The sequence below is a fragment of the Geomonas propionica genome (genome assembly GCF_016458235.1).
GTDB classification, from domain to species: Bacteria; Desulfobacterota; Desulfuromonadia; order Geobacterales; family Geobacteraceae; genus Geomonas; species Geomonas propionica.
Genome location: NZ_JAEMHK010000009.1, coordinates 104,555 through 126,346 on the forward strand (window position 1 = coordinate 104,555; position 21,792 = coordinate 126,346).

At 60.5% G+C, this 21,792-nt stretch carries 18 protein-coding genes; 5 read left to right on the top strand and 13 right to left on the bottom strand.

The window, feature by feature from the left end; translation table 11 throughout:
* Positions 1-4 precede the first annotated feature (4 nt).
* From JFN90_RS12995 to JFN90_RS13015, 5 genes are all read right to left on the bottom strand, one after another.
* Positions 5-2,065 carry a Wzt carbohydrate-binding domain-containing protein gene (locus tag JFN90_RS12995; protein ID WP_199395543.1) on the bottom strand — a complete coding sequence of 687 codons (2,061 nt, stop codon included), beginning with the start codon at positions 2,063-2,065 and terminating at the stop codon, positions 5-7.
* Positions 2,058-2,654, bottom strand: a complete 597-nt coding sequence (locus tag JFN90_RS13000) for a methyltransferase domain-containing protein (protein ID WP_199395544.1) — start codon at positions 2,652-2,654, stop codon at positions 2,058-2,060. The genes JFN90_RS12995 and JFN90_RS13000 overlap by 8 nt, the downstream gene beginning before the upstream one ends.
* Positions 2,655-2,674: 20 nt before the next feature.
* Positions 2,675-3,484, bottom strand: a complete 810-nt coding sequence (locus tag JFN90_RS13005; protein WP_199395545.1) for an ABC transporter permease — start codon at positions 3,482-3,484, stop codon at positions 2,675-2,677.
* A 268-nt stretch (positions 3,485-3,752) separates the two neighbouring features.
* Positions 3,753-4,403, bottom strand: coding sequence for a hypothetical protein (locus JFN90_RS13010; RefSeq protein ID WP_199395546.1), 651 nt, complete (start codon positions 4,401-4,403; stop codon positions 3,753-3,755).
* A gap of 664 nt (positions 4,404-5,067) precedes the next feature.
* Positions 5,068-6,084 (bottom strand): glycosyltransferase family 2 protein, encoded by a 1,017-nt coding sequence (locus tag JFN90_RS13015; RefSeq protein WP_199395547.1) that lies wholly within the window; start codon positions 6,082-6,084, stop codon positions 5,068-5,070.
* 276 nt (positions 6,085-6,360) lie between these two features.
* Between JFN90_RS13015 and JFN90_RS13020 the strand changes: the two genes are divergently transcribed.
* Entirely contained in the window at positions 6,361-7,062 is a 702-nt protein-coding gene (locus JFN90_RS13020; protein ID WP_199395548.1) for a glycosyltransferase family 2 protein, read from the top strand.
* A gap of 1 nt (position 7,063) precedes the next feature.
* Positions 7,064-7,429 (top strand): DUF2304 domain-containing protein, encoded by a 366-nt coding sequence (locus JFN90_RS13025; protein ID WP_199395549.1) that lies wholly within the window; start codon positions 7,064-7,066, stop codon positions 7,427-7,429.
* Between the two features lie 220 nt (positions 7,430-7,649).
* Here JFN90_RS13025 and JFN90_RS13030 read toward each other — a convergent pair whose 3' ends face one another.
* From JFN90_RS13030 to JFN90_RS13040, 3 genes are all read right to left on the bottom strand, one after another.
* A complete protein-coding gene (locus tag JFN90_RS13030; RefSeq protein ID WP_199395550.1) occupies positions 7,650-11,738 on the bottom strand; it encodes a cytochrome c3 family protein in 4,089 nt (1,362 codons plus the stop codon).
* A 424-nt stretch (positions 11,739-12,162) separates the two neighbouring features.
* Positions 12,163-13,233 (bottom strand): hypothetical protein, encoded by a 1,071-nt coding sequence (locus tag JFN90_RS13035; RefSeq protein WP_199395551.1) that lies wholly within the window; start codon positions 13,231-13,233, stop codon positions 12,163-12,165.
* A 69-nt stretch (positions 13,234-13,302) separates the two neighbouring features.
* A complete protein-coding gene (locus JFN90_RS13040; protein WP_199395552.1) occupies positions 13,303-14,667 on the bottom strand; it encodes an OmpA family protein in 1,365 nt (454 codons plus the stop codon).
* A 497-nt stretch (positions 14,668-15,164) separates the two neighbouring features.
* Here JFN90_RS13040 and JFN90_RS13045 point away from each other — a divergent pair, with 497 nt between their 5' ends.
* Positions 15,165-15,839, top strand: a complete 675-nt coding sequence (locus JFN90_RS13045; RefSeq protein ID WP_199395553.1) for a cytochrome c3 family protein — start codon at positions 15,165-15,167, stop codon at positions 15,837-15,839.
* Positions 15,840-16,079: 240 nt separating this feature from the next.
* Here JFN90_RS13045 and JFN90_RS13050 read toward each other — a convergent pair whose 3' ends face one another.
* Together JFN90_RS13050 and JFN90_RS13055 are read right to left on the bottom strand one after the other, a co-directional pair.
* Positions 16,080-16,472 (bottom strand): hypothetical protein, encoded by a 393-nt coding sequence (locus JFN90_RS13050; RefSeq protein ID WP_199395554.1) that lies wholly within the window; start codon positions 16,470-16,472, stop codon positions 16,080-16,082.
* 175 nt (positions 16,473-16,647) lie between these two features.
* Positions 16,648-17,844 (bottom strand): glycosyltransferase family 4 protein, encoded by a 1,197-nt coding sequence (locus JFN90_RS13055; protein WP_199395555.1) that lies wholly within the window; start codon positions 17,842-17,844, stop codon positions 16,648-16,650.
* A gap of 203 nt (positions 17,845-18,047) precedes the next feature.
* Between JFN90_RS13055 and JFN90_RS13060 the strand changes: the two genes are divergently transcribed.
* Positions 18,048-18,224, top strand: coding sequence for a hypothetical protein (locus tag JFN90_RS13060; protein ID WP_183348221.1), 177 nt, complete (start codon positions 18,048-18,050; stop codon positions 18,222-18,224).
* Here JFN90_RS13060 and JFN90_RS13065 read toward each other — a convergent pair.
* The 3 genes from JFN90_RS13065 to JFN90_RS13075 form a co-directional block, all read right to left on the bottom strand.
* A complete protein-coding gene (locus tag JFN90_RS13065) occupies positions 18,208-19,794 on the bottom strand; it encodes a sensor histidine kinase (RefSeq protein ID WP_199395556.1) in 1,587 nt (528 codons plus the stop codon). The genes JFN90_RS13060 and JFN90_RS13065 overlap by 17 nt on opposite strands.
* A gap of 56 nt (positions 19,795-19,850) precedes the next feature.
* Entirely contained in the window at positions 19,851-20,309 is a 459-nt protein-coding gene (locus JFN90_RS13070) for a hypothetical protein (RefSeq protein WP_199395557.1), read from the bottom strand.
* A gap of 167 nt (positions 20,310-20,476) precedes the next feature.
* The gene (locus tag JFN90_RS13075; protein ID WP_199395558.1) at positions 20,477-20,971 is read right to left on the bottom strand and encodes a Spy/CpxP family protein refolding chaperone; all 495 of its coding nucleotides are present in this window, start codon (positions 20,969-20,971) and stop codon (positions 20,477-20,479) included.
* A gap of 266 nt (positions 20,972-21,237) precedes the next feature.
* Between JFN90_RS13075 and JFN90_RS13080 the strand changes: the two genes are divergently transcribed.
* A complete protein-coding gene (locus JFN90_RS13080; protein WP_199395559.1) occupies positions 21,238-21,441 on the top strand; it encodes a GSU3473 family protein in 204 nt (67 codons plus the stop codon).
* Positions 21,442-21,792: the final 351 nt, after the last annotated feature.

A 21,792-nucleotide genomic window follows, 5' to 3' on the forward strand; every position in this document is an offset into this window, starting at 1 on the left:
GGCCTCAGTCTCGCATCTTTCTGAAGATGCGGTTCTCTTCCAGGGCGTCATAGCCGAGCTTCTCGATCTCGTCCCGAAGCGGTGCAAGGTTCGGGGTGACGTGCATGAACTCCTCGGCATGGTCGCTCACGTCGGTTACCACGAAACCGCCGGGGGCGAGGGCGGCATCGAGCACGCGGAACGCCTCGACCGGTTCGTGGATGTGCTCGAAGACCTCGGTGGCGATGACCAGGTCGCATCCGGGGAGCTCTGGCAGAGGGGTATCACCGGTGCACCCGGCAAAGGAGGCATCGAGACCGAGCTTCGATGTGGTCCAGGTGAGGAAGTCGGTGACGATTGAGGGGATGTCAACCAGTGTCAGTCGGACGTTTTTGCCTTGGGCCTTCAGCCGTTGGGCGAGCGCCATCGAGCTCTGGGCCATGCCGCAGCCGTAGTCGATGATGGAAACTGACGGCAGCTTCAGCAGTTCGCGGATGATCACGTGATCCTGGGGCCAGGAGGGCTTGGAGTAGGCGATCATGCGCAGTAAATGCAGGTACTCATGCATCTTGCAGGCCTGGAACATCTCGCTTTTGCTGTCGCTCCAAAATACGCTGTATATCTCGTGGGAGGTCGCGCCGAACTCCCGGTAAGCCGCCCCCTTGTGGCCACCCGGGAGCACGTTCCAGGACTTCTCGTAGCGCTCTCTGCTTTCCGCCTCACTGATGCCGAGCCGCTCGGCGTTCCAACTGCAGAAGAGCTCCTGCAGCTGGTTCAGGCACAACTCAGGCGCCTGTGGGCCGACGATCCTGACCGCCGGCTGGTGGTGGATTATGCCGTGGTGGTGCTCTTTGCCGTATACCTCGATCTTGCAGATGTTCTTTCGCGCATCCAGACTGGTGAAGTCACCTAGGGTGCGGACATCAGAGACCCCGATGGAAACCAGGTAGTTGCCGGGATTGAGCAGCATGCTGGTTTCCAACTCGACCTCGAGGACGTCGCCCGGCTTTTGAGGCGGAAAGGTCACGTTCCCGTCGTGATAGGTGTGAACGGAGAGGAGGTTCTGCCCGGCGACGTTGCTGATGATCAAACCGAAGCACGGGTTGCGGACCTCGGCCAGAAACTCCACCGCCATACGCACCTTGAATTTTTCACCGCAGCGGACCACGGGAACCTGCTGATTCGCGCCGTTTAACAGATCAAAATCGGTGATGCGTGCTCCGCCCGTGCCGTAGCGGTAATCCTCCTGCTGGTCCTTCACCTGGATCTCTTCCTTTATCTTGCGGTACTTCTCATCCTGGGCTTCCTTGGTGTGTCCCATCTTCTTGCTTTCCTGCGCCGCGTGTTCCTGTTCGCGCAGCAGCTGGTAGTACTGCAGGGTCACCACCTGGGGTTTGCCTTCCGTGAAGATTTTGCCGCCGTCGAGCATGATGGCCCGGTTGCAAAGCGTGTTGACCGATTCCATGGAGTGCGTGACAAAGAGGGTGGTGACACCAGCCTCCATCATGGATTTGATCCTGTCCATGCACTTGGCCTGGAACATGAGGTCGCCGACGGACAACGCCTCGTCGACAATCAGTATCTCTGGCTCGGCATGCACCGCGACGGCAAACGCGAGGCGGATGAACATGCCACTGGAATAGGTCTGTACCGGCTGGTGAATGAAGTCGCCGATGTCGGCAAAGGCGAGGATGTCATCGAGTTTCGCATCTATCTCCTCCTTGCTGAACCCGATAAGGGTGCCGTTGAAGTAGATGTTCTCGAGGCCGCTAATCAGGGGGTTGAAACCGGCTCCGAGCTCGAGCAGTGCCGAGATCCTGCCGCTCACGGTCACCTTTCCACTGGTCGGGGCGATGACGCCGGTGATGATCTTGAGCAGCGTGGATTTCCCGGTGCCGTTACGCCCTATGATGCCCACTGTCTCGCCTTTGCGGATCTCGAAGGAGACACCGGAGAGTGCGTAGAAGTCCTTGTGGTAGCACGTGCCGAACGGGTTGAGCGCCTCCTTGAGCCTCAGAGACGGAGAGTCGTAAAGGCGGTACACCTTGGTCAGGTTTTCTACTGTTATGGCTGTGTTTTCAGACATTGTCGCCAGGCCACAATTTTTGTGAGAGCAGGTAGCGCAGCTTCTGCTTCGCCTCCTGCCAGAAAGTGAAAACGGGTTTCCTGAAGACACCCACGGTGTCACCCCATAGAGCGCTGTCCTTGGCTTCATGTGGGGTCCAGTCCGTATGGACTTCGCGCAGCTCCATGGCGCCATATTTGGCCAACGCGCTATACCCATCCGGATAATAGCGCCAGCAGTCGACCGGGTAGCGATGTTGGTTGCCGCGCGAGGGGGCAATGAGGAAGATCTGCCCTCCGGGCTTCACCACCCGAACCATCTCGAGCCAGGTGAGCCAGAAGTATTCAATGTGCTCGAAGGCCTGTCCGGAGATGACGAGATCGGCCGAGTTGGAGGCGAAAGGAAGGCGGTACGGGGTGTCCAGTACCACGTCCACGTTATTGCCGGGGCTGAGATCGACGCCGGTATAGGTCCATGCGGGGTGATGGAAGAACTGTTTGTAGCTGCCGTTTTTATCCCAACTCCCAATATCCAGGACGTCAAGTGGCTGGGCGGGGTCGAGGTACTGGGCGACCAGCCTGCCCATATGTTCCAGTGAACTGGTATGCATGTTCTAACCTTTCAGATGTTTTACAGTACGTCGGCGAAATGCGGGCGCAGCCGCCTGAACACCACTGCTCCGGCGACCAGTACGGTCGCCGCCACCGCCCAGAAATAAATGGTGGTGGTCCAATGTTGCCAGAACCACACCTTCAGAATGAAGCTCTCACGGTAGCCTTGGACTATGTAGAATATGGGGTTGAACTGTATGAAGAGGTGGTACTGCTTGGGCAGGATTTCCAGATTCCAAAAAATCGGCGTCAGGTAGAAACCCATCTGCAGCGCGATGGTGATGATGGGACCCAGGTCGCGAAAGAAGATCATCACCGACGAGGTGATCCACGACAGCCCCGTCAGGAAGACGAGGGCGCAAAAAAGGTAGTAAAACACCTGGAGGACATAGAGGTCGGTGGCGAAGCCGTAAAAGAGGAAGAGGCTGAATACCACGACTACGAAGATAAGATGGATGATGAGAGCCGACAGAATTTTAGTTATCGGCAATATCGCGATACTGAAGGCTACCTTCTTGACCACGAAGGCATTCTGGATGATTGAGTTGGCAGTGTTGTTGACACAGTCGCTGATGAAGAACCAAGGAGCAAGACCGCAGACCAGCCAGAGGATGTAGGGATGATCGGCTACTGGCTTCGAGTTGAATCCGACCTGAAACACGAACCAAAATATGAGCGTCGTTGCAATGGGGAGGATGAAAGCCCAGATTATGCCCAGATACGAGCCCAAGTACCCTGTCTTGAAGTCCCGCTTGGTCAACTCGTAGACGACGTTCCGGCGCGAGAGCAGCTCCTGGAGGAAAAAGATGAACATCCTGATACTGTGCATGCACTTCCTTTGCAATTTTAGGAGCAGCAGGAATTTCTAGATCGCTGTTAATATAATTGAATTGCTGAACCGGTACAATAGATATTTGGGGGGGCACACCTGCAATACCATTACCTTAGATATACCGTCAGCCTTTCTGGCAATTGAGCCTTTTGCACTCCCCCACACAAGACCATTTTACGCGAATACCGCTGTTCGCAGCAATGAAACGGGCCCAGCGGTCAAACGCTGAGCCCGTTTCATTGCTGAATTGAGTGCCCTTTGCTAATTAGGTGATGATGAGTGTGACATAGTTGGACCAGGGACTGACCCCGGTGGTGGCCACTGCTCTGACTCTGAGGGAACAGTTCTTTCCTGCTTCAAGATTCTTTGTGACCATCTTGCTGGCGGTCGGATGTACGGCCAGATGTCCCCAGTTCGCCTCTACGGTAGGATCACCATAGGTGTACTGCATTTCGAAACTCCTGGCTTTTGACACCCCCGTCACCTTCCCTAAGATGGCTCCCCGCTCGTTGAGGTTTGACACCGTAAGTCTTGGGATGTTTTTGCCCACCGCTACAGTGCGAAGCGGGGCGGCTTTCTTGTGCCAGAAGTACTCGCACCCGGCCCGGTAAGGCAGAGTGGAATCCTTCCGTGCTGCTAATTCCACGAAATCCATGATGTCGATAAAAACCTGGTTGAACGGGGGGCGAAGGGCGTTGCGTTCAGCGACCATGGTGTGATTCCCCGTTTCTGCTCCTCGGTGCACTTCCTTGAAATGCTCGAACATGCTTTTTAGTGGCTCGCCGACAACGAGAAACGACGGGATTGACCCCTGTATCGGATTGCCCGTGATGAAGGCGTCGACGATCGGTTCTACTCTGACGATAACCTCGGAGTGACTCATGCGCGTAATCATCGTGGTGGTATTTGCGCCCACAGACTCTCACCTCCTTCGGCCCAGCCAGATATTTTATGAAGTGTGTAAAGCATTTTTCTGAAGTTTATAAGTTTTCTCTAACGTGTCAAGCGGCGATGTACTGGTGGTGCTTGGTGCCCGCTGCGACCGGATACGGTGGGCCGTAGCCGTCCGGTGCCGTCTTGGAAACGGTTGTGCCGAATTGCGGAGACTGTACATGGCGATGTAACTGTTACATGGGGCAATGTAACGCTTACATGGAACTGGTAACGCCAATTTTGGACGATTTGACTATTGACATGGGGGGCGAGCGGGCTGCGGAGGAGAAAGTAGTCCGCTCGTGGGGGGCGGCACGCCTGTCGGCGCAAGATTTACTTTCATTTTGGGATTTGGGGGCGGTGATTTGGACGATGCATGGCAGGCCGGAGGAGCTGTAACCACTACTGAGGATCATGTAACCGTTACATGGTGTCATGTAATCGTTACATTAACCGCCGATTGTCTGGCTTACGCGACCACTTTCTTTGATGGAGGGATCTCAACAGGAGGCGGTGCATGGGGTGCTTGTTAGCCGCTGTTGATATCGCATATACGGTGGCTCGCTTTCAGCGTTGATAACCAAATTTGCCGCGATGCACTGAGAGGTTCGAAATTCCGGAGATCGACGGGGCGGGGGGGCGGGGCGTTAGTCCTGCACGTCGAGCAGTTCGTGGAAGGTGAGCTGGTGGCGTTTTAGCAGCCGCAACGTTTCCCGGTTCGACAGTTTCTTGTGCCGCATGACCTCGGCGCGTTTCCTTAGGAGGGTGGGGAGGGCAAGGAGGGCGTCGCGCATGCCACGCAGCAGGGCGAGGATACAATCGTTCCTGCTGCCGCTGGCCATGAATTCGCCTCCGGTGCCTTTGCCGCGCAAAACCACCCGGGCCTGGACCAGGTAGCGCAGCAGGGTGTACAGGGGGAGCAATACGAGCAGCACCAGGGGGAAGTTCTTCAGCACCGCGTAGAAGTGGTTGCGCTCCACCAGGTAGAGCTTCAAGGGGGAGAGCGAGCCCGCGGTCATGGAGTACTTGTGGTAGACGACGGCGTCGCGCGCGAGAAGCGCCTGCCAGCCCGCGAGGCGCCCCCGCAGCCCCAGGTCGCTGTCCTCGCAGTAGGCGAAGAAGTCGCCGTCGAAGAAGCCGATCTCGTCCACCATGGCGCGCCGGTACAACGCGACGCAGGCGGAGGGAAACAGGATCTCGGCCTCATCCTCGACGGCAAGTTCCGCGAAGCGCCTCCCCCTGAAGTTGCCGCGAGACATGCCGTCACTGCAGATCGCCATCCCCAGCGAGTCGACCCGCTCCCGCTCGTGATAGTTCATGATCCGGCACCCCACCATGCCCGCCTCCGGGTGCCGGTCGGCTACCCGCACCAGCTTTTCCAGCCAGTCCGGCTCGGCCTTGGTGTCGTTGTTCAGGGTGATCAGGTACTCGCCCCTTGATACGGGGAGGGTGGCGTTGTTGCCGGCGGCGAAACCGACATTCTCCTGGAACGGCACCAGTCGGACCTCCGGGCGCTGCTTCAGGTAGGAAACGGAGCCGTCGCTGGAGCCGTTGTCGACCACGATCACCTCAAAATCCCTGAAGGTCTGCTGTTGCAGGCTGTCCAGGCATTCCGGCAAATGGCCAAGGCCGTTCCAGTTGACGATGATGACCGATACGCGCACGACTGCTCCGTAAAGCTGATTGATGGAACTGCGGGAAGGGGAGGGGACGGCACAGCACTTCGGTTAAAACTGCATAACGCTTTGCTGCAGTCGCTCCCGTTCTCTCTATAATTTTTTTAATTGCTACCGGCCCGATATTTATATTAGTATCGGGTCGCTTGGCAAGCGTTATCTCCAGTTTTATGCCAGGAAAGTTGGTGCGGATCTTGTATTCATTCAGAAACGATCCGTTTTCGGCTTTTTTTTACGTCATATGGCGTTGGCATAGGTGGGGATATGAGGATTCTTGCAATAATACCGGCCTACAACGAGGCCCGTAATATCACGGCAGTCATCGAGGACCTCAAGTCTTTTCGCGGTGACATCCTGGTGGTGAACGACGGCTCGACCGACGATACCGCCGCCGTTGCCAAGAGCCTCGGCGCCCACGTGGTCAGCCACCCCTTCAACCTCGGCATCGGCGGGACGGTGCAGACCGGCCTGAGATACGCCTACGAACATGGCTATGACATGGCCATCCAGTTCGACGGCGACGGCCAGCACCGCGGCGACCAGGTCTTCAAGATCCTCGAGCTGGTGCAGAAGGGGGAGGCGGACCTGGTGATCGGTTCGCGGACGCTGCCGGGCGGCTACAAAATGGGGATCACCCGCTTCATCGGCTCGCGCATATTCCACTGCCTGATCCGCTGCCTGGCCGGAAAAGCGATCCACGACCCGACGTCCGGGTTCCGCTGCTACGGCAAGAAGACCATTCGCCTGTTCTCGCGCTTTTACACCGACGACTACCCCGAGGTCGAGTCGATCATCACCGCCGCACGCAACGGGCTGCGGGTGGTGGAGGTCCCGGTGCTGATGCGCGGCAGGCTCTCCGGGCATTCTTCCATCACCAGGAGGAAGTCCGCCTACTACATGCTGAAGGTCACGCTGGCGATGGTGGTGGACGCCATGCGCGGCAGGGACCTAGTCGGGGAATCATAACTTGGATTTAACCAAAATTGCGTCGCTGGGCCTTAGCGTCGGCATTTTCTGCTTCGTGGTCTGGCTGGTCAGGGAGCGCCGCCTGCGCGAGAAGTACGCCCTGCTCTGGTTGTGTACTTCCGTTTTCGTCATCCTCCTTACCGTGTCGCGCCGCATCCTCGAAGTTGCGGCACTCTCCATCGGCATCTACTACCCTCCCTCCCTGCTGTTCCTGGTCGGCGTTTTGTTCCTGCTGTTGGTAGCCGTCGGGCACTCGGTCACCCTTTCCCGGCTCTCCGAGAGCAACCATAACCTGGCCCAGGAAGTGGCTCTTTTGAGAAAGCAGGTGGAGGATCTGAGGGAGCAGCAAAAGGTGCAAAAGCAGTAAAGCAAAGGCTTATTTCACGCAAAGGCGCGAAGCCGCGAAGAAACCCGAAATCGGGTTGAGACAACAAACGCAGTAGCTGTCTTTGCGCCTCTGCGGCTTTGCGTTACGACAGGGTTTTTACAAAAAGAAGGCTTCGAGGGCAATGACCTCGAAGCCTTCTTTGCGTTTTCAGCTTGTTCTGCTCTTTTGCGGCACCGGTTCGTGGCTGCCGGGGGCGGCGCTAGCGCCGCGGGACGACGTAGGAGATGAACGTCTGGTCCTCGAGCGTCTGGGCCACGGTGTCGTTCAGCAGTCCGTCGTCCAGGTAGTCAATGGTGTCGTAGAGGAGTCGCTTGGTATAGACCCCGTTGTGAACCCAGCCACTCCCCGAGTCGAGCAGCCTCAGGTTGAACGCCGCCCCCATCAGGTGGGCGCCCCGGAAGGTGGCGGATTTGTTCCAGTTGGTCACGCGCGTGGCGGGTGACTGCTCGGCGACTGCACCGGTGTTGAAGAAGTAGGGGGACTGTCCCCGGTTGTAGTGGATCCCCTGGGCGGTGAGTTGCGCGGCGATGAAGGAGAGCGCTGCGTTGTATCCCTCCTTTTTTGTCTGCAGATCGGACGGGGTGATGGTCACTGCGTTTACGCCGTGGCAGTTGGTGCAGGCCTTGCTCCTGATCGCCCCGATGACACCGTTTGTCGCGGTTGATAAGGCGGTGAAGGCGTGTTTGGCGGCAGGAGCGCTCATGTGGCACCCGACGCAGGGGCCTTTGCCGGCGCTGGTGCTGACGTTGGTGTGGGCGGTGGTCAAGGCCGCTCCGATGTACTCGTAGCCGGGCCGCAGGTTGTCGGGGTAGATCATGTTGGCGGCGACGCCGCCATGGGGATCGATGAAGTCGACGTTCCCCCAGAAATCGTCGACCAGTCCGTTGGCCGGGTTGTTCTTCCCGAGGCGGCAGACGATGGAGGGGACCGGGGAGCAGCTGACGGTCCCGGTCTCGGTGTTGGTGATCGTCTGCTTGATCACGTCGCCGGCCAGCCTGCCGGCGTGGCAGGTGATGCAGATGTTGGAGTCTCCCAGGTCGTAGGCGTTGCCGTCCAAGAAGAGCTTGGAGCGTAGGATCTTTCCCGTGGCTGCGGAGGAGTAGTTATACCAGGACCTGACGTCCCGCGTGCCGGTCAGCTCGTCGACGATCCCGACGCTCACTCTGCCATAGGTGCTGTTGAACGGGGTGGGAGCGTGGCAGGCAGGACAGCCGATCATTTCGCGGGTGCGGTCACCGCCGGGTGCGTCGCCGGGGATGCCGAAGGGGGAAATGTCGGTGAAGGCGGAGCCGACGTAGTTGCGGTAGCCGGTCGCGGTGTGGCAGCGGACGCAATCCTGCTGCACGGTGGTCGCGGGCGAGGCACCGGCCGTTCCCATGGTCTTGAAGTCGAAGCTGGTGAGTGCGGCGGCGCGGTAGTTCCCCTTGGCGCTCTTCTCCCAGTCGCGGTGCTCGCCAAGCACCTGGAAGGAGGTGCCCCCCTGGCCGTTGTCCTGGTGGTGGCAGTTCAGACACTGCACGTTGGGGGTCACATATTGCGCCGTGGTGAAGCTGGCCAGGTGCGGCGCCGGAAGTACGGCCTTCAAACGGTGCCCGTTATGGCAGTTGGTGCAGATCCCTTCGCTGGGCCAGGAATGCAGCGGGTGACAGTTGAGGCACTTCGCGTTGATGTCGGCGGTGGCCTTCAACATCGGCTGACCGTTGGGATGGACGCTGGTGGCGGAGGGCGCATGACAGGAGACGCAGGCGGCGCCCCCAGCGCTCAGCGCGTGCTTGCTCGCCCCGTAGTCGGCGAATATGCTCCCCCCCGTCAACGGGTCGGTGGCGCCCCGGTGGCAGACCTGGCAGGCGGAGGCGCCGCTTCCGGCGGAAGTGAGGAAGGCGGCGGCGCTTTCCCGGTCGGAGCTCGAGCTGAGCAGGGTGTCGATGGTCGAGCTCAAGTCGCGGCCGCGGTCGACGCTGCCGAAGCTCAAGAAGTCGATGGAGTCCCGCACCAGGCGCTTCACATAAGCGGGATTGTGGGCGAAGGCGCCGGGGTCGTGCACCAAAAGGTTGTAGTTGAAGGCGGCGCCGAGGTTGCCCGGCCCGTCACCGTGTCCGCCCCAGTTGGTGGTGCTGAAGTACGGGTACTGCGGTTTGCCGGCGGCATCGCTAAGGGGGGTGAACCCCTTGCCGGCCAGGGCCGCGGCCAGCGCCTTCAGCCCCGAGGCGAACTCGGCACTTCTCTGGGCCAGGAACCCGGCGCTCACTATCCCGCCGTCGATGTGGCAGCCGTTGCAGAGCGTGAAGTTGCCGGCGGCGGCGGACAGGGTGTGCGAACTCCCGGGGAGGTGGCAGGCGACGCAGGGGCCGGCGCCCGTCGCGCCCACGGCGATGTGGTTGACCCCGGCGTTATCGTAGGAGACGCCCGGGTAGTGGTAGCCGGTGGCGCCGTAGAGTTGGCCCCCGGCGGAGAGGTAGTGCGCGTCGACGAAGCGCAGGTTGCGCCAGAAGGAACTGGAGTAGCTCTTTTGCGCCGTCGCCTGGGAGAGCGCCTGCACCGTGGTGCCCGATTGGCGGCCGACATGGCACCCCAAGCAGATGTTGGACCTGCCCGCATCCGGGTAGGATGTCGTGACCCCGAGCCTTCCCGTCGCTGCGGACGAGTAGTTGTAGTAGCCGGTGCGGGGGGAGAGTGCCCGGGGCGCGGCGAAGTCGCCGCTTTGGTGACAGGCGTTGCAGGTCAGTGGCTCGCTGTAGCGTTCGGCGCTGGCCGAAACCGGGGCGACGCTGGTGTAGAAGGCGAACTGGAGGTAGCCGGAGGCGCTGTGGCAGCGTTGGCAGTCGGTCACCACACTGATGCTCTTCGTGGCGGTAGCGCCCGCGGTGCCAGCGCTCTTCCAGTTGAAAGAAGGAGAGTTCTTCCAGGCGGCGGCACTGCCGTCGCCGTGGCCCGAGGCCGCCCATTCGCTGCGGTACGGGAGCAGGGCCTGATCGGCACTCCCTTTGGGAGTTCCATCCTGATGGCAGTCGGCGCAACCGGTGGCCGGGGTCACATAGGCCGCGGCATAGGCGGGGTTGGTGTAGGAGGTGTAGCCGTTGAAGTGTGCCGCGGTCACGCGGGCATCCGGAGCCGGGTCGTGCCCCGCGGGGTTGTGGCAGACCAGGCAGTTGCTGGAGGCGAGGCTGGCCTTGACCTGGTAGTGGGTGGAGTTGGGAGCACCATGGCAGGAGAAACAGGCGTTCAACGCGACGGAGAAGGTGGTAGCGGGGTTGTGGGATTTGTAGCTGCCGTGGCACCCCGAGCAGGCCATGCCGACGGTACGGTGGGTGGTGCCGGGTTGGTGGCAGCTTCCGTTCAGGCAGAAGCTGCCGGCGCCGGAACTGTAGGCGAAGGTGTTCTGGTCCACGCTGTAGGAGTTTATCGGCGTCGGCATCGCTGCCGTGGTGTGGCAGGTGATGCAGGAGACTCCAGCGACTTTATGGCTCGACGAGGACCAGCCAGGGAAGACATAGGGAGCCGGGAGGACCCCGGTGGCAGCGTGGCATCCCATGCAGCCTTGCCGCATGTGGTCAATGATTGAAGCCACCACGTCCACCTGCGTCGTGGCCGAGGCGACAGTGACGCCGGTTACAGTCTGGGTGAGCCTGAATTGATAGGTGCCTGCGCTCGTCGGGATGAAGCTCGGAGTGAGCGTGCCTCCGTCGTTCAGATACACTGCGGGGCCGGAGAGCTGGCTCCAGGAGGGAGCACCGCTCCCCTCCATACTCCCGGAAAGCAGGACCGTGCCATTGACCTGCGCCAGTTGGTCAACGCCGGCGTTGACGCTGTAGGAGACATATCGCGCAGACACACTCCGGGGGGAGGTAATCGAATTTACCGTTATCCTGACCTGCCCGTAGTAGGGATATGTGATGGCGCCCCCGTAGAGGTCGGTGACGCTGCCGCCGCTCACCGAGGCGAGGTAGCAACCGGTGGAACTGGGGACGCCGGTGAATGTTGCGCTCCCCCCGTAGGTCACTTTGGCGCTGGCGGGAGTGATGCTCCCGGGGCCCGAGACGGAGGCGGTTACGATGAACTGTTGCGCGGAGAATCCCGCCACGAGTGACTGGGTGGCTCCGCCGCTTTTTTGGAAACTGGTGCGGTAGTGTGAGGTGTAGTTCCCGATGGGGATAGCAATCCCGTTCCTGGTGAGGGAAGATATCCTGTACCCGGTCTTGGCGGCAACGGTCACCGGAACAGGGGCGGATGTGGTGAAGTTGCTGTAGATGACGCTCCCGGCGTTGGTCTGTGGGGCTCTGTCTCGCACCTGGAGCGTTCCCCCCGTGTTGGACAGTTTGGTTTGCAACTGCCAAGCTGTGGCACTCCAGCACAAGACCGCGATGGAGCCAGACAAAAAAGCACATAGGCACAGCAGCGACTTCTTGACCATACCGAACCCTCCCTTTCCGTGAGTGTCCGTAACACCTCCTGATTGAAATACAATGCATTCTCACGGGTTAAAAATAGAAGGGGGGAATACGTTGTCAAGACGGTCAAGTTGGAAGAAACATTATATTTATCACATGGATACGGTGGTGCGACGGTGATTTCGCGGGAGGAACCGAGGGGCGTTCTTGAGAGGGGTGGCGCCACGTGCTGCTGCCGGGGGCGCGGCAAGAGGGGGCTCGAAAATGAAATAGGGGCGGAGAGATAATCTCCGCCCCGGTAGGGTCCAACTATGGGGAAAACAGTTATTTCGCGGTGGGGCCGTTGGAGAAAATGATTTTGTCGAAGGTGCGATTGAGGGCCTTGCTGGAGAAGTTCGTCATCACGTTGCCGGAGGCAAGAGACACCTCTTCGCCGACCTTAACCTCCATGGGAGGAACGGCAACCCAGGTCTTGGCGCCATCTTTCTCAACGCAGATGTACGTGTAGCCACCGGCGTTGGCGGTCTCGGTTACTTTGCCGGTAATGGGGGCAGCGGCAGCGGCCATCGCTTTTTCCATGGCTTTGTCCATGTCTGCGGGATCGATCTTCGGATGACCGGCGAACAATGACGCGTCGCCATCGGCCGGAGCCGTCGCGGCGGGCGCTGTCGCGGCGGGCGCTGTCGCGGCGGGCGTCGGAGCTTTCGGGTTCTTTTTGGTTATCTCCACTCCGTCGGCGAAGTAGATGGATTTGAAGGTACGGTTGAGGGTCTGGCTGCTGAACTCCCCCATCGCCGTTCCCGGGGCAAGCTGCACTTCGTCGCCTACGGTGGCGGCGGTTTTCGGCACCGCTGCCCACGCAGCTTTGCCTTCTTTCTCGATATGCAGGTATGTGTAGTTGCTGGCGGCAATAGCTTCGATTACCGTGCCGGCCATGATGACTTCTGCAACCTCGGTCGGGCCGCCCTGGGCGGTTGCCGCCCCAGTTGCTCCCGCTGCTCCCGCACCGGTCGCTGCCGCATCGGCTGCTCCCGCTGCCGAACCCTTCGGTGCGGGGGGGAGGCCGCCGGAGAAGACGATGTTTTCAAAGGTGCGGCCAAGGGACTTGCTGGTGAAGCTTGGCAGCGTGGCGCCGGGGAGCAGTTGCAGTTCCTGTCCCACGACCACCTTCATTACAGGTGCGGCTACCCACGTGCTCTCGCCGTCCTTCAGGAGGTTGACGTAGGTGTACCCGCCCGAGTCGAAGGCTTCCGTCACCTTTCCGGTGAGGAGGTTGGACCGATGGGTCGGGGTGGGGGCAGGCTTGGCCGTCATGCCGGGAAGAAGGGAGCAACCCGCGCAGGCAGCCAGTATGGTCAATGCCGTTGCGGTGGTCAGCGTCTTCATGATGTTCATTTAAAACTCCTCGTGAAAGTGATCCGGAACCCTTCCGGAGCTTGACGCGCCTGCGGTCACAGGTGCAAATTACTGCGTTATCACCAAGGTCAGCGTCACCACCGCGCGGCGGTTTTTCTGCCTGCCCGCGTTGGTATTGTTGGTCGCTCTCGGCTTACTGAAGCCGTACCCCTTGATGCTCACCTTGGAGGGATCGACGCCATGCTTCAGCAGCTCGTTTTTGACGTTCTGCGCCCGCTGTTGCGACAGGGCGATGTTGGACCGGCTGTCGCCTACGTTGTCCGTGTGCCCTTCGATAAGCACGGTGGACTCCGTATTCTCCTTCATCAACGCCGCGAATGCCGCCAACTGCGCCTGGTAGATGGGGCGGATCGCCGGACTGCTGAACAGGAACTCGATGGTCAGGGTTCGGATCGAGCGTTGCGGCTTGCGTACGGTTTCCTGCTGTACCGGTGCCGGCTGGGGCACAACCGGAGCAGGTGCCGGGGCAGGTGCCGGGGCAGGTGCCGGGGCAGGTGCCGGGGCAGGTGCCGGGGCAGGTGCCGGAGCAGGTGCCGGGGCAGGTGCCGGAGCAGGTGCCGGAGCAGGTGCCGGAGCAGGTGCCGGAGCAGGTGCCGGAGCAGGTGCCGGAGCGGGTGCCGGAGCGGGTGCCGGAGCGGGTGCCGGGGCAGGTGCCGGAGCAGCCTTGAGTCCCTGCTTGAGCGTGGACTGATACGCCTTGGCCGGGATCTTGGGCTGGGCCTGGGGGGCAGCACCGGCGGGGAATTGCGGCGGCATGGTGTTGAGACCCAGGGCGGCTGCGCCTGTTGCTCCGAGGAGCTCAAGGATGTCGGGCGGCGGTGCCGCCACCGGGGGGGCTTCCGGGGCCGCAGGGGTTACCGGTATTTCTTCTTGAGGGATAACCGGTATCGCGGCTTGCGGCTTGGGCGGCGGCGTGGGGGGCGCCTTTTTCTTGCGCTCCTTGCCGAAGTAGTAGGTCAGGCCGGTGGTCAGCTCGAAGTCGTTGCTGGTGTTGACGTTGCTATACACCATGAGCTGGCGCAGGTCCGCGCGGATCGCCAGGTAATCGTCGAAGTAGTACTTGATCCCGGCGCCGAAGTTGAGAAAGGGGCTGTTGTCCCGGGTCCCATCGCGGTCGATGGAGATCCCGCCGGCGCCCAACGCCAGAAACGGTACCCACTTGCTCCTCGGATTGAAGGAGTAGATGGCGTCGGCACGGAACAGGTACGCGCTTGCCTTTTTGTCCTGGTTCTTGACGGTGGTGCTTAGGTAGTTAAAGGTGGTCTCAACCCCGATGCTGTCCATGAGCCCTTTGCCGACATGGTCGTAGCTTAGTCTCAAGCCATAGGTAGGGGCGGGATCCAGCGATTGGCTGGAGGAAAAGTAGTAGCCGCCGACGACGGGAGAGATCCCGAACGAATCTATAGGCTTCACTGTTTTGGGTATTGCCGTCACTGCGTGTCCAGGGGATGAAGCTAACAGGGACAGGCTGAGGACGGATATCAGGCGGCAAAAGAATCGGGGCAACTTCCCACTCCCATACAAGACGTGTGATTGTCGCATCTTATACTAAGTAAAAACTTACTTCAACCACTAATCCTGCCGTGGCAACAGCAATTCAAGCCGTTTACACCATTGTTTCTGCAACGTTGACTGCCTCCGCCCGTCCTTGTTGTGCTGTGACTTCTTCCTGTTCATTCCTTGACCTTCTCCTGAGCCCCCGCCGCAAGGGCATTTCCTGATCAATCCGAAAATAGCACCTGTTCAGATGTTCAACACTTGCACAGGAGGTTTTTGAAATGGAAGATCAACTTCTTTGAGGCTGGTCGGATTTAATCTATAAAAAACGATGCGTTATAAGTTTATTTGGCCCTCTTTTGTAAATGGTATCTCCCTTGTAACAGGTTAGGTAACGAACCGGGAGGTGGGCCATGAGAACCGAAAGAAACCAAAAAAGCGCGATGCAGAGGATGACCGGGTTGGTATGTGCGGCAGCGATGATCCTGGGCCTGGCCCAGGGTGCCGGTGCTTTCGGGACCATGGGGTCCAGCTCGACTGGTGAGACCTGCGCGTACACGCTGCAGTTGCAGAAATCGGTGCAGGCTCGCAGGGATTACCTGGTCAAGATCGACGCGGTACGCGGTTCAACCTACACTGCCGGCGGCGCGGTAGACGAGATGTACGGCAACGTTGTACCCGCGGCCTACTCCGATGATGAATCCACCGGCGGCCTCTCCGCCATCTTCAACAGGCTGAAGAAGGGCACGGCTGAACGGGTGGATACTGCTGATGCCCTGTCGGTCAGCTGCCTCAGTTGCCATGACGGCGTGAGCGCCTCCCAAATAAACGTGGATCTTAGAAACCGTCCCTTCGACAGGACTTCCAGGGTGACTTCCTTCAACAGCGACCACCCCATCGGGATGACCTACGACTCGTACGTCGCCGCCGGCCGCGGCTACAAGGCGATCGGCGCCAACACCAAGATGATCTTCGCAAACGGCAAGGTCGGCTGCCTTACCTGCCATGATCCTCTGAACACCGAAAAGGGGCACCTGGTGATGAGCGACTACGGCAGCGCGCTGTGCAAAACCTGCCACGACAAATAAACTTCATGCTCAGCCGTAGCCATTCCAATCCCGAGCCGCCCCATCCGGTTCGGGGTTGTTTTTTTACGCCATGCAAGTTGGGTTGGGTCGTCGGCAGCCGTATGGTAGTGGTTGCGGGGGAGGCAAAGGGTATCGGTGGTCACGAACGATATCCGGCTTTTGGGGGAGGGTGGCGACGCGGGCAGTGGCTGCAGGCTCGGCGTCAAGGCAGCGGTCGCTGCATCTATGCTGCGGGGCGCTTCAGACGTACTTCTCTATCAGTTCCTCGATGATCTCGCCGATGGTGATCCTGCGGTAGGCGGAGGCGATCTTCAGCTTTAGGTGTAAATCCTGCCTGATGTTGGCGGTGAGGCGTACGTCCCCTTCCGGCACCAGGCCAGAGACTGCCTTCACCGCCCCCTTCGGGAGGCGACCCCGCTTCTTGCTGCGCGCCGCGGGCGCTTCCATTTTCGGTGCCGGTGGCGCGGCGACCGCCTGCCGGGGCTGCTTGGGGCGGGGTGCCGGCTCCCGCTGGGGTGCAGGTGCAGGCGCTGCTGCAGGTGCTGTTGCAGGTGCAGGCGGCGCTTGCGGCACGGGGGATTCCACTATCCCCGCCAGTTCAAACAGCCCCATCTGGTTTTCCAAATCCGACATGCCTCACCCCCACTCAAAAATGCCAGCGCACTATAGCAACGACGCCTCGAACGAGGCAACCCATTTTTGATAGAACCGTTCTACGTTCTACGTTCGACCCACGTCTTCAACGTCGTGAACGTCTATGATCTGCTCTTTGCCGTTTGTCGGATCGGATTCAGGGGCGAGGTCGGGATCAAGGACGCGGCTGGGGGGCGAGGTTTGCTTTTGCCGTGTCGGCGGTAAGTTCGCGGTAGCTGGTCTCGATGCGCTGCAGCACGGCGCTGATGCTGAAGTTGCGGGCCACGAAGGCGGCGCCGCTGGCTCCCAACCGCTCGGCCTGCTCCCGGTCACGTAAAAGGGTGATCACCGCGTGGGCAAAATCCTGCGGCGTGTCGGCAACGAGCAGGTCCGCGCCGGGGACGGCCTCGATCCCTTCGTTGCCGAACGAGGTGGTGACCACGGGGGCGCCCGCAGCCAAGGCATCCAAGACCTTGACGATGATGCCGCCTCCGGTTAAAATCGGCGCCACGAAAACGCCCGCGCTCTTGTAAAGCGGGTCGGTGTCGTCCACGAACCCGGTGACATGGGTTCCCGGATCCCGCTCCGCCAGTTCCATCAGCTGCGGCGGGGGACCGAAGCCGGCGATGACGAATTCCGCCTCGGGGAACTCGCGGCGCACCAGCGGCAGGACCTGCGCGTGAAACCACAGGGCCGCCTCCACGTTGGTCGGGCGGTACTTGTAGGAGGCCAGGAACAGGAGCCGTTCCGGTACCCGCGGATAAGCGGTCGGGGTGAGATCCATCCCCGCTGGAATGGGGACGGTGGTCACGGCCAGCCCGGGGGCTAGGTCGAGCAGATAGCGGCGGTCGAAGTCGGACATGGTGAAGATCCGGTCGAATCGGGCCATTATGGTACCTTCCACCAACCGCACCACCTGCCAGCGAAGCCACTGCGGCAGGCGCGCCAGGCCGCTACTGCGCTGGTAGGAGCGCCGGGCGGGCTTGGTGATGACGTCATGGGCGTCGAGGACCATCGGGATCCGGCCGCGGCGGATCATGAGCGCGCTCTCCACCCATTCCACCTGGACCAGGTCGTAGTCGCCTTGCCGTATCAGGCGGTTGGCGAAGAGGCTGAAGGCGAGGTAGTTGGCCGCCAGGCGCAGCGAGGCCATTAACCCACGCTTGGGGAGGCGGGGATAGCTGAAGGGGTGGATCCGGGCGCAGTACGGAGCGAGCTCCGCCAGCAGCGGCTCCTCTCCCTGTTCCAGGCGGGTAGCCAGATGGACCTCGTGCTGCTGCGACAGGCGCCGCACCAACTCGTTTACGTAGCGCCCCCCGGCGTGGTAAGCCTTGTGCTGCGGCAGGAAAAGTGAGACGAACAGGATCTTCATGTGGGGCCGTGCTCGCGCTGGTAAGGCGGCTCGGGCGGCCGCCAGGATGATGTTTAGTGCGGCACAGGGTACCCCGATTGCGGCGGCGGGTAAAGACAAATCTCCTCGCGGTACAGCGTCGGAGTTGTTGACACAACGGGCAGGATATTTAGAATTGTCCAATCGGCCCAACACTCATTATTCCGGAACGCGGAGGGCGAACGATGAACCCAGATCTGGCCAGATTGACCCCGGGGCAGAAGTTGATGAAACAGGCGATTCATGAGATCGACGATTATTTCGGCGAGGGAGTGGCGTTCAAGAACATCGACTTCCTGGGTGAGTACATGCAGACCCTCGCGATCCTTGAGTTGAAGGAAACGCTCAGGAACAAGCTTTAGCCGGCGAGTCCTCTTGCGGGTCGACCTTCTTGGGCAGCGAGAACCAGAAGCAGGCGCCGGTGCCCACTCCCCCCTCCGCCCACACCCTGCCGCCGTGCCTGAGCACGATGCGCTGCACGATGGCGAGCCCCACGCCGGTTCCCTCGAACTCCTCGTTGGAGTGCAGGCGCTGGAACAGCCCGAACAGTTTGCTGGCATAGGCCTCGTCGAAACCGACACCGTTATCCTTGACGTAGATCTCCTGCTCGTGTTCCCGTTCCACCGCACCGATGGCTATGATGGCCGTGGTACGGGACCGGGTGAACTTGAATGCGTTGCCGATCAGGTTGATGAGCACCTGGCGCAGCATGGCGGCGTCACCTAAAACCACCGGCAGCGGAGCGATATCCCACTGGACCTCCCTCTCTTGCTGATCCCCCTGCAGGTCAGCCACGATCTCACGCACCAAAAGCCCGAGATCCACCCATCCCTTCATCATCTCGCTGCGCCCCATCCTGGAGAACGCCAGCAGGTCGTCGATGAGCAGCCCCATCTTCTTCGCAGCCCCGCCGATCACCTCGAGGTAGTGGCGGCTCTTTTCGTCCAGCCCCGTCCCCGCCTTCGAGTTCAGCAGATCGACAAAGCCGATGATGTGCCGAAGCGGTGCACGCAGATCGTGCGAGACCGAATAGCTGAAGGACTCCAACTCGCGGTTGGTGGCCGCCAGTTGTTCCAGCTGGTTCCTGAGGGCGAGGTTCAGTTCCAGGATCTTCGCCTCCCCCTGCTTTTGAATGGTGATGTCCCGGATGACGGCGAAGACCCAGGTCGATTCCTGTGCCTCGATGGGGTTCAGCATGATGTCCACCGGGATCTCGGAACCGTTTTTGTGGCGCCCGTACAGCTCCAGCCCGATCCCCATCTTGCGGGCCCTGGGGTCGGCGAAGTAGTTGCGCAGGTGCTGGCGGTGGCGTTTGTGGAAGCGCTTCGGGATGAGGAGCTCGATGCGCTGCCCCACCAGTTCCTCGCGCATGTAACCGAAGATTACCTCGGCCTGCAGGTTCACCTTGCGGATCTGTCCCCCCCCGTCTACGACCACGATGGCATCGGGGGCCGTTTCGAAGAGCCGCTCCAGCATGTTGCGGCTCTTCGCCATAGTCTCTTCGGAAGCGCGCCGCTCGGTGTTGTCGTGCATGATCAGCACGTACCCCGTGCGCTCGCCCGCCGCGTCCCGCAATTCGTTCATCGCGATGGCGGCCCAGAATCGGCTGCCGTCCTTGCGCAGGCGCCACCCCTGCAACTCGACGCTCCCCATGCTGTCGGTGATGGATAGCTCTCGCTGTGGCGCACCGGAGCGGATCTCCTCCTTGGGGTGCAACACGGAGAAGTGCCTCCCCTGGATCTCGTGGGTCGGGTAGCGGGTGATCCGCTCGGCGCCGCTGTTCCACGAAACGATCTCCCCCTTCATGTTGAGCAGGATCAGGGCGTAGTCCTTCACCTGCTCCGCCATCAGTCGGAAATGCTGATCCCTGTCCCGTTGCGAGGCTTCCTGGACGTCACCGCTGATCTTGTCTTCATCCCGTTTGTTGGCCATCGGCTGTGCCTGTGCTGTAGTTATGGTTGTGGTTACCGCCTCGTGGGAACGGCCGGCTACCGCGCCGGGACCGTAGTCTCGAAACTCTGCATCCAGTTGGTGCCGTCACCGAGGCCGTGGTTGCCGCCATCGGTGCCGAAGTACTTGTAGGTGATGCGGATCCGCTCTCCCGCAGTCAGAGGAGCGGGGATCTTGATGCTGAAGTCCGCGCTTTCGTCCAGCCCCAACTCGGACGGCATGATGAACGTCATCCCCTGTGCCAGCACCTTGCCCCGGCTGTCCAGTTGCGCCGCCCAGATCTCCAGGTTACGCATCCGGAAATAGCGCACGTTTTTCACGACCCCCTGCACCATGGTGTTCCCTCCGGCCGGCTGCACTTCGTATCCCATCAGGAGGTCGAACTGCTTGTAGTGTTGCGGCAGGGCGGCCATCCGTTGCTGCTGAAGGTCGGGATAGGTGGCGCAGGCGCCGAGGAGAAGGGCCAATATTAGAAAGATGGGTCTTAGTGCTCTCATGTGACACCTCCCTTGAACCATGAGCTATTTTACGCCACTGGAGGGTAATGCACAATTGGGCGCGGGAGTTTATGCGGCTTGGCAAGAATGCGAGGGAGGTGGTGTCAAGGAAGGAGCTGCGCCGGGGAAAGGCGCTGCCGAAGCGGGGCGGCAGCGCCTGTTGCGGGTTACCTGTCGCGACCGGGCCCCTTGCGTCCGTCGTGGCGCGCCTCGCGCAGGGTCTGGAACTTGGCCGCCTGCTCCGGCGTCAGCAGGGCGACGAACTGCCTCGCTTGGGCTCCCCTTTGCACCGCGCAGTCCGCCTGCAGCGCCGCCACTTTTGCCGCCTGGGCCCTGATGGCGGGTTCATCGGCGCGGCCGGAGCGCACCAGGGTCTGCAGCTCGTGCCGCTCATGTCTCAAGGAAGCGGACAGGGGGGCATTCTTCTCGCGTCCCGCCGCGAAGATGGCCTGCGCCTCGTTCTTTTGCTGGTCGGAGAGCCCCAACTCCGCTGCCATCTTCCGCAACCTGTCCCGATGTGCGCCATGCTTTTGCTGCTCCACACACCCTTTGCCGCCTTCCCCTTGCACCGGCCCGTGGCCGGCGAACGCGTTCTGGCTTCCCAAAACGGCTGACGCGGTGATGCAGGTGAACAGTGCCAGTTGCTTTAGCTGTCTTTTCATGTCACTTCTCCTTGTTGATCAGGCTTAGTGGTGGCTCTTGCCGCTGCCGTATGGACATAAGGTACCTCCTGATTATGGAGGTAATGTGTACCAATTAAGGAAATGACCCCGGCATGCTCTCCGAGCGGCTGCAGGTGCTCGGACCGTAGCTGATATGACTGTCGGGATAGGAAATATACCAGTACGGTTCTTGCCATCCCGGTTGGCATTGCTAGAATAAGCTAACAAAGCTTGGACTATCCAGAACGGCCACGGAGGAGGGTGCTATGAAGATCCCGGTTGTGTTTGCTGATGAAAGACGCGGGCTGGTAAAGGCAGAGGAACTCCAGGAACTGATAGAGCAGGCTACCATCGTCTCCTTCTTGCGCAGCGACGGTGAGTGCGTGCAGGTGGGCGTCGACAGCGTGAGAGGTATGGGGGGCAGGAACTATCGCGGCCCCGAACGTAGGGGAAACGTCCTCTTCTGCTAAACCTGCCGCCGCATGGCAAGAGACAAGGCCGGCCTTCTTCGTTCAGCCGGCCTTTGCTTTTGGTCCTCTCAAAGTTGGTCCTCCTGTTATACAAATTCCACCTTATTTACAAATTTGCAAAACACGAAACCTCCTTTCGCATTTGTGCGAATGCGCTCCGGCGGTACGGCAGCGGTGATCAACGTGCTGATATCACGCCGCATCGCGGAGGTCCCGCGGTTTTATCAGCGGCCGGGGCTTTTGCTGTTGTGCGAAAACGACGTGGACCCCCTTGCACCGATCGGAGCGGGTGTTCGCTCGCAAGTGACTGTTTTTGCTGCTTTAATAAAAATATACGAAATCGTAAAACAT